This is a genomic window from Rhodospirillales bacterium (genome assembly GCA_018666775.1).
GTDB lineage: Bacteria > Pseudomonadota > Alphaproteobacteria > SMXQ01 > SMXQ01 > JABIXC01.
Genome location: JABIXC010000015.1, coordinates 48,903 through 55,385, shown reverse-complemented (window position 1 = coordinate 55,385; position 6,483 = coordinate 48,903). Strand labels below are relative to the sequence as shown.

Annotated in this window: 7 protein-coding genes and 1 pseudogene; 5 read left to right on the top strand and 3 right to left on the bottom strand. The window is 50.7% G+C overall.

Annotated features, from left to right (window positions below; translation table 11 throughout):
* A pseudogene (locus HOJ08_07605) lies at positions 1-304 on the top strand (hypothetical protein).
* A gap of 170 nt (positions 305-474) precedes the next feature.
* Here the strand turns inward: HOJ08_07605 and HOJ08_07600 are convergent.
* The gene (locus HOJ08_07600) at positions 475-1,422 is read right to left on the bottom strand and encodes a TIGR00730 family Rossman fold protein (protein MBT5673297.1); all 948 of its coding nucleotides are present in this window, start codon (positions 1,420-1,422) and stop codon (positions 475-477) included.
* Positions 1,423-1,584: 162 nt separating this feature from the next.
* On the opposite strand from HOJ08_07600, the gene HOJ08_07595 reads away from it, so the two are divergent.
* Positions 1,585-2,865, top strand: a complete 1,281-nt coding sequence (locus HOJ08_07595; protein MBT5673296.1) for an EAL domain-containing protein — start codon at positions 1,585-1,587, stop codon at positions 2,863-2,865.
* Between the two features lie 29 nt (positions 2,866-2,894).
* Here the strand turns inward: HOJ08_07595 and HOJ08_07590 are convergent, their stop codons facing one another.
* Both HOJ08_07590 and HOJ08_07585 read right to left on the bottom strand, forming a co-directional pair.
* Positions 2,895-3,677, bottom strand: coding sequence for a class II aldolase/adducin family protein (locus tag HOJ08_07590; GenBank protein MBT5673295.1), 783 nt, complete (start codon positions 3,675-3,677; stop codon positions 2,895-2,897).
* A 107-nt stretch (positions 3,678-3,784) separates the two neighbouring features.
* The gene (locus HOJ08_07585; protein ID MBT5673294.1) at positions 3,785-4,657 is read right to left on the bottom strand and encodes an alpha/beta hydrolase; all 873 of its coding nucleotides are present in this window, start codon (positions 4,655-4,657) and stop codon (positions 3,785-3,787) included.
* Between the two features lie 177 nt (positions 4,658-4,834).
* On the opposite strand from HOJ08_07585, the gene HOJ08_07580 reads away from it, so the two are divergent.
* The 3 genes from HOJ08_07580 (at position 4,835) to HOJ08_07570 (ending at position 6,478) form a co-directional block, all read left to right on the top strand.
* A complete protein-coding gene (locus HOJ08_07580) occupies positions 4,835-5,155 on the top strand; it encodes a winged helix-turn-helix transcriptional regulator (GenBank protein ID MBT5673293.1) in 321 nt (106 codons plus the stop codon).
* Positions 5,152-5,790: a cation transporter gene (locus HOJ08_07575; protein ID MBT5673292.1), complete on the top strand. Its 639-nt coding sequence runs from the start codon at positions 5,152-5,154 to the stop codon at positions 5,788-5,790. The genes HOJ08_07580 and HOJ08_07575 overlap by 4 nt, the downstream gene beginning before the upstream one ends.
* Before the next feature lie 61 nt (positions 5,791-5,851).
* Complete coding sequence (locus HOJ08_07570; protein MBT5673291.1) at positions 5,852-6,478, top strand: SCO family protein; 627 nt, start codon at positions 5,852-5,854, stop codon at positions 6,476-6,478.
* Positions 6,479-6,483 lie beyond the last annotated feature (5 nt).

Below are 6,483 nucleotides of genomic sequence, written 5' to 3'. Positions count from 1 at the left end.
TGCAGCCAAGAAGCGGCCCGCAGCGAAGAAAAAAGTTGCGGCTAAGAAGAAAAAGCCAGCAGCGAAGAAGAAAGTTGCAGCCAAGAAGCGGCCCGCAGCGAAGAAAAAAGTTGCGGCTAAGAAGAAAAAGCCAGCAGCGAAGAAAAAAGTTGCAGCTAAGAAGAAAAAGCCAGCAGCCAAGAAGAAGGTTGCAGCGAAGAAGCGGCCCGCAGCCAAGAAAAAAGTTGCAGCTAAGAAGAAAAAGCCTGCAGCAAAGAAGAAAAAGCCTGCTCGAAAAACTGCAGCGAAGAAGGCTTCGAACCCTGTTCATAAACAGCTTAGTAAGCTGCGCAAGCAGGTTTCTTCAAGTAAGATTATGCGTAAAGGTCCCGCGAAGAATCGTCGTAAGGTGCGCCGGGCTGCCTAACAGCTTTGCTTTAAGTTAAGCGAGGTTTTATTTTGAAAGCGGCAGTCCTAAGGGGCTGCCGCTTTTCTTTATGTTTTAATGGGGGAAACAATATCGTGCCAATGTTCCAGGGTTCCCCCTGGCTTGCCGGCCGTATTTTTAGATAAATCTTTGGTAATGAAATCGAAGGCCTCATCCACACTGTCTACCCTCTGGATCAGGTCCAGGTCTTTTCGGGCAATGGTGCCCGCCCCTACCATGCTGTTCAGATCCAGGGCTTTACGCCAGAAATCCTGACCGTAAAGTACGATGGGCATGCGTTTCTTCAGCTTGAGGGTCTGGCAGAGCGTTAAAACCTCCATCACTTCGTCCAGCGTGCCAAACCCGCCCGGCATGAACACCATGGCTTTGGCAAAATAGGCAAACCAGAATTTTCTCATAAAAAAGTAATGGAACATAAGGGACAGTTCCGGAGTGATATACCGATTTGGGGCTTGCTCAAACGGTAGGGCGATATTGAGGCCAATGTTAATTCCCTTTGCATCATGGGCGCCCCGATTGGCGGCTTCCATGATGCCAGGCCCTCCCCCGGTGCAGACAACATAGCGCTGACCTTTTTCTAAGCTTTTTGACCATTCCGTCAGACGTCGGGATAATTCACGGGCTTCTTCATAATAGCGCGACGTTCGCAGACGCTGGCGTGCGGCGGCGACCCCGATTTTTTTATTCAGAGCTGATTTCAATGCCCTTTCCGCCTTTTTGCGCTCCTGTATACGGGCTGAGCCGAAAAATACGATGGTATCTTGAATGCCGGCGGCCTTGAATCTTGCTTCTGGTTCCAGATATTCAGCAAGAATGCGCAATGCACGGGCATCAGGGCTGGTTAGAAAGGATTGATCGAGAAATGAAAGTTCATTATTCGGTTTTTGCTTTAGGGCCTTCTGCCTGGTTTTTTGCCTGGTTATTTGTTCTGTGGCGCTTTTTTTGCGGGTTTTGTTTCCGACTTTCGGGCCGGCACTAGCTTTTCGAGTTGCCATTTTTCTTACTTCCTTTTTCAGATCGCAAAATTCAAACAATAAAAACCAGAGCAGAAACCAGAGAATTGCACCCTGATGATACTTGGTTAGGGGCTCAGTAACCAAATATTCAGATTCCTGAGGGAAAATCAGGCAAATACATCCAAGCAGGATAAAAATCAGATGCGTGCCCCCATGCTTAAAGAATCGGTCTACAGAGAGGAATACCCGTCTGGCTCTCACGTTTTTCGAGAAGGTGAGCCCGGCAGTTGCGCCTATGTGATTGAGCGGGGTGCGGTTGAGATATCAACCCTGCATCAGGGCAGAAAAATCGCCATTTCAAGTCTTGGCGAAGGTGACCTGTTCGGGGAAATGGCTCTGGTGGACAGTGAATTGCGTAGCGCGTCTGCCATGACCACCGAAGAAACCGTGGTCGTTGTGATCAGTCTGGATCAACTGCGTGAAAAACTGGAACAGGCCGATCCGCTTATTACCTTCTTTACAAGAAATATTCTGGAGCGTTTCAGGGATTCCCAAAGCCGACTTCTTGGCCATAGCAGGGAAGCAGATGATTCTAACGTTGTCGGATCTGTGCTTGAGAAGGATGTTTCCTTGCCGCGTCACCGCGAACGGGCCATGCGAAAACTTAAATTCGAGAATGAAATCAACAAGGCGTTGATAAACGAAGAAAACATTATTCATTACCAGCCAATTCTCGATCTTCGGACGGGTGCCATGGCCGGGCTTGAAGCCCTTTTGCGCTGGGATCATCCAGAGCGCGGCCTTTTATATCCAAACGATTTCATCGGGTTTTCTGAAGAAACCGGCTTGATTATTCCCATGGGCTTGTGGGTTTTGGAAGAATCATGCAAGGCACTTCTTTCCTTTCAGAAAAAATTAAACGCGGTCGATCCGAATGCGCCCTTGTTGTTTATGTCTATCAATCTGTCGTCCAGGCAGTTTTCAGACATTGATCTGGTGCGCAATATTTCGAACATCATCGATGACACAGGGGTTAACCCAGAACAGATCAAGCTTGAAATTACGGAAAGCCTCTTGATGGATAACCCATCGCGCGCCGCGGTGACCCTTAACGGTGTTAAGGCGTTGGGCCTTGAAATTGCCATTGATGATTTTGGTACCGGGTATTCATCTCTCAGCTATTTGCATCGGTTCCATATTGATACCTTGAAAATTGACCGTTCATTCGTGTCAACGGCCACCATGAATAAGGGGTCCATGGAAATTGTTCGCGCCATTGCGGGCCTTGCCCACAACTTGGGCCTGGATATTGTTGCCGAAGGCATTGAACAGCCCGAACAGGTGACCCTGCTTCGTGATGTGCAGTGCGAATACGGTCAGGGATTTTTCTTCTCAAAACCGGTTGTCGACACCGAAATTCTTTCTCGCATCGAAGAACTGGGTGAGGCCAAAAACAAGGTGACCCCAATCGGGATCGCCTAACAGGCGTTAACCGGTGTGCCTAACAGGCGTTAGGCGTCGTATCCAGGATTGATCCGATCCAACATGGCCTTCAATGACGGAAACCCATCGGGGCGTTCCTTGCTGGGCACGGCATCATTGGCAAATTGTTCAGCCGTAAATTCCAGCAGATTATCGCTCATGGAGGTTATTTTTTCCCCGGTCGCCTGAATAGCCAGTTGCGTTTTGCAGGCTTTTTCCATGGCATAGATTTCCTTGAAGGCCCGGCCAATGGTTGGCGCACAGACCAAAAGCCCGTGGTTGCGAAGCACCAGATAATTGAGCTGGCCAAGGTCTCGCACCAGACGTTCCCGTTCATCCAGATCCTGGGCCTTGCCTTCAAAATCATGATACGCGACACGTTTGTGATAACGGGTTGCCTTTTGGGTGATGGGCTCCAGCCCATTGATCAGCGTTGATACGGCCATGCCTGCCACGGTGTGGGTGTGCAGTACGCATTTGGCATCGGGGCGTGATGCATGGATTGCCGAATGAATGACAAAGCCAGCGGGATTGATCACGTGATCGGTTTCCTGAACGATGGTGCCATTAATGTCCACCTTGACCAGATCTGATGCGGTAATTTCACTGAACAACACGCCATAGGGGTTGAGCAGGAAATGTTCTTCGGCACCCGGCACCCGAAGCGAAACATGGGTGGCGAAAAGATCATCCATATCGAAATGGGCAACCAGCCGGTAACAGGCCGCAAGGTCAACCCTTGTTGCCCATTCAGCTTCTGACATGGTGTTGTCGGCGGGCACAACTTGTTTGAAAACTGGACTTGCGCACATAACGTTCTCCCTTATGGGGCCAAAGGTGACCCCGTGTTATTTATTGGCCTTATTAGAAAGCCTTTGGAAGACTCTATGCTGATCAAACCCGGTGCGTCAATTGGCCGTTATTTTCGGGCAATCATGCCCATGACGGCTTTCATCAGAGGACTTTTGCGCCTCGCCAGTTCATCCAAAACATTAAAATGGTAAAAACCCGGTGCCTTGGGCCTTGAAACCCGTAGTCCCCGGCCCTTCCAGGTGCGGGCGAGCGCTTGTTCGTTGCGCAAAAACTCATCTCCCTCTTTGCTGCCGACAGCAGAAATGAGCGGTATGGGGTGTGGTGGGGCAAGGTTAAGGGGTGAAAGGGCGCGCACTTCTGCATCATCAAGGCCAAGATCACGGTGCTGTCGGCAGAGCGCCAGTGGCCGCAGGTCATAAAGGCCAGAAATGCAGGTCGCACTTTTAATGGTGTTTTCTGGCAGGCCATAATGGCGCCAATCGGTGGCGGCCATCATGGCTGCAAGATGGCCGCCTGCGGAATGGCCCCCGACATGAAGCCGGGTTGGGTCAAAGCGCAAACCGCTTGGATAATTAAGAAGCCAGTGAATGGCGCGCTGGCAGCTTTCAACGATTTTTGTCATGCGAACTTCAGGTGCTAGGGGATAGCCAATGGCGGCAAAATTGACGCCGTTGTCGATAAAGGCAGGGGCCAGATAGGAAAACAGGTTTTTGTTCCGGGTCTTCCAGTATCCGCCATGGATGAACACAAACAGGGGGGCAAAGGGATCTTCGGTCGGGAAATAATCAATGCGTTGGCGGGGATGGGTGCCATACACGAAATCCAGCAACCGGGGCCGGTTTTCAATAATCGTGGCATTCTGGGCATTGATCCGGGCTTCGCGTTTTGCTTTGGCAGGGTCTAGATGTCGTTCGCGTTCGGACCCGGAATATTCAAGTTCCAGACTGGGCAGATCGTAATTTAGAAATACCGGCTTCATGATTTCCTTATGTCCTTTGTTTTTCTGTCTGTTCTATCTCTATATGTGTGGCCAGCCTCCGGGGGGAAGTCAAGTCAGCCTGATTTTAAACAATCCTTGGTCCGATAAATAGGGTTTGCAGCCTCAACACCTATAATATATGAATACGTGTTCATATATTATAGGTGTTGAATGGCTCTGACCAGCGACCAACGAATAGAAATGGCGGAAATGTTCCGTCTTATGGGGGACCCGACCCGGCTCAACATTCTGATCAGCTGTCTGGATGGCCCGGTTTCGGTGGGGGAATTGACCAAAATTACCGGCGCGTCTCAATCGCTGGTTTCCCATCATCTGCGTTTGTTGCGTGCGGCCCGGATTCTGCGGGCAACCCGTCAGGGGCGGCATATGTTTTATACGGCGGCGGATGCGCATATCCGAACCGTGGTGGCCGATATGATGGACCACGTTGGGGAACCCATGGATGAAGGCCCCATGGAAGAAGAGGACATGGGATGAACGACGCGCCGGATAATTGCTGCGGGGACGTGGTGGCAACAACACCCGCATACCGGCGGGTTTTGTGGACGGTGTTGGTGGTCAATCTTTCCATGTTTGTGATCGAAGGCAGCGCCGGGATCACGGCTTTTTCTGTCGCCCTACAGGCGGACGCTCTTGATTTTCTGGGTGATTCCGCAAGTTATGCAATTTCATTGTTTGTCCTAAGCCTTGCCATGAAGTGGCGCACGGGTGCCGCCATGGTCAAGGGTGTCTCTATGGGCTTGTTTGGCCTTTGGGTGGTGGGTGCCACGATATGGTCCTTTATTGTAACGGGAAAACCGTCTGCCGTGATTATGGGATCAATTGGGATGTTGGCGCTTATCGCGAATGTTTTTTCGGCATTTCTGCTTTATCGCTTTCGCGAAGGCGATGCGAACATGCGCTCCGTTTGGCTGTGTTCACGCAATGATGCCATCAGCAACATTGCGGTCATGATTGCGGCCAGCGGCGTTTTCTATACAGGCCAAAACTGGCCCGATCTTTTGGTGGCCATCATCATGGCGGGCTTGGCATTGTTTGCGTCATTTCAGGTCATCCGTCATGCAAGACAAGAATGGCGTCAAACGAATGATCAGGGCAGCACAATCACCTGAGATTAATTTTTAAAAATCCGCTAGAACACCGATCACTTGACCCGTTATAAAGTTGGCCATTATGCGTTTCCGAACTGCATCAATCTTTGTCATTGGAATTGTCGCCTGTGTTTTGGTGGCTTGGGGATTGGTGTCTCTTGTACGGGTGGCCCCCCCGAGCACAACGTCAAAATCCCAATCCGGGGTGGTGAACACAGGGGATGTTAAATTTGGCGGCGCTTTTACCCTGACCGATCATACTGGCAAGCGTGTCCGGGACACGGATTTTCACGGGCGAAATATGTTGGTGTTTTTCGGCTATACGTTTTGTCCTGATGTTTGCCCAACAGAACTCCAGATCATTGCCCGGGCAGTGGATATTCTTGGTAAAAAAGCATCAAATCTGGTGCCCGTCTTCATCACCATTGATCCCGCCCGTGATACGCCCACCCAACTGGCACCGTATGTTGCTGCCTTTCATCCCAGGCTTGTGGGAATGACTGGAAGCCAGAAAGAAATTTCCGCCATTGCCAAAGCCTACAAGGTCTCTGCCCGCAAGGCCCCGGGCTCCGGGAAGGACAGCAAGGAATATTTGATGGATCACACATCGTTTATGTATCTTATGGGGCCCGATGGCCAGTTGCGGGCCCTGTTTCGCGCGGGCATTAAACCTGAAATTCTGGCCCGTGAAATTGCCGCCCGTCTTTAGCGACC

Excerpts from the sequence above, each read along its gene's own strand:
- HOJ08_07600 (MBT5673297.1), bottom strand. The coding sequence starts at position 1,422 with ATGGCAACTCGAAAAGCTAGTGCCGGCCCGAAAGTCGGAAACAAAACC.
- HOJ08_07595 (MBT5673296.1), top strand. The coding sequence starts at position 1,585 with ATGCGTGCCCCCATGCTTAAAGAATCGGTCTACAGAGAGGAATACCCG.
- HOJ08_07590 (MBT5673295.1), bottom strand. The coding sequence starts at position 3,677 with ATGTGCGCAAGTCCAGTTTTCAAACAAGTTGTGCCCGCCGACAACACC.
- HOJ08_07585 (MBT5673294.1), bottom strand. The coding sequence starts at position 4,657 with ATGAAGCCGGTATTTCTAAATTACGATCTGCCCAGTCTGGAACTTGAA.
- HOJ08_07575 (MBT5673292.1), top strand. The coding sequence starts at position 5,152 with ATGAACGACGCGCCGGATAATTGCTGCGGGGACGTGGTGGCAACAACA.
- HOJ08_07570 (MBT5673291.1), top strand. The coding sequence starts at position 5,852 with ATGCGTTTCCGAACTGCATCAATCTTTGTCATTGGAATTGTCGCCTGT.